Genomic DNA, 913 nt, shown 5'->3' with positions numbered 1-913 from the left:
TATTAAGTAAATATTGCAGATAATATGTATTTGGGTCAATATCTTGGACAAATTTTAATAGAGATGGTGGTTCTGTTGCGAAGTTTGAAAATCAAACGCGCCCTCTCTGAACTCCAAATATCTTAGGCTGTTATTCCCATTAATACCTTGATTTCAGTAGACACCGAAAAGCCGAAGAGCGTTCCATTTCTTCGGTTCTTTTTATATATTCCTCGAAGGGTCTCCATGCCCTTAATCGTGGAAGAGGCTGTACGGAGACTTTGATAAAATTTATTCCGTCGTTTAATAGGTCGATGGTCTTGTTCTATTAAATTGTTAAGATACTTCACAGTTCGGTGCTCTGTCTTAGGATATAAACCCACACTCTGTAACTTTCTAAAGGCGGAGCCAAGAGAAGGTGCTTTATCGGTCACAATTGCTTTCGGCTCACCAAACTGTTTATGGAGTCGTTTTAAGAAAGCATAGGCTGCTTGCGTATCCCGTTTCTTTCGTAACCAGATATCTAAGGTTAAGCCGTCCGCATCAATTGCACGATAAAGATAATGCCAACGTCCCTTAATTTTGATATAGGTTTCGTCCATTTTCCATGAATAGAAGGATTGTCTATTTTTCTTCTTCCAAAGATAATAGAGGACTTTGCTGTACTCTTGCACCCAACGATAAATCGTAGTATGACAAACATTTATTCCACGATCATATAACAATTCCTGAACTTCACGATAGCTTAGATTGTAACGCAGGTAGTAACCAACAGCGACAATAATGACGTCTTTTTTGAATTGTTTGCCTTTAAAATGATTCATTACTCTGTCCTCTCTGTCTTTTTTCTCAATTTTACACTAAAATAGATTTTTTGGAAAACTTTGCAACAGAACCCTTGAGGGTATTAACGGCATCATCAAGAAGATTAAGA

At 37.5% G+C, this 913-nt stretch carries 1 protein-coding gene; it reads right to left on the bottom strand.

Annotated features, from left to right (window positions below; genetic code table 11):
* Positions 1-122: 122 nt before the first annotated feature.
* Positions 123-803, bottom strand: coding sequence for an IS6-like element ISS1N family transposase (locus MLOOGBEN_RS28800; protein WP_179161667.1), 681 nt, complete (start codon positions 801-803; stop codon positions 123-125).
* Positions 804-913: the final 110 nt, after the last annotated feature.

The organism is Bacillus sp. EB106-08-02-XG196 (assembly GCF_013396335.1).
Classification (GTDB): domain Bacteria; phylum Bacillota; class Bacilli; order Bacillales; family Cytobacillaceae; genus Neobacillus.
The sequence above is the reverse complement of the archived record's forward strand: the minus strand, read 5'-3'. Positions and strand labels throughout refer to the sequence as shown.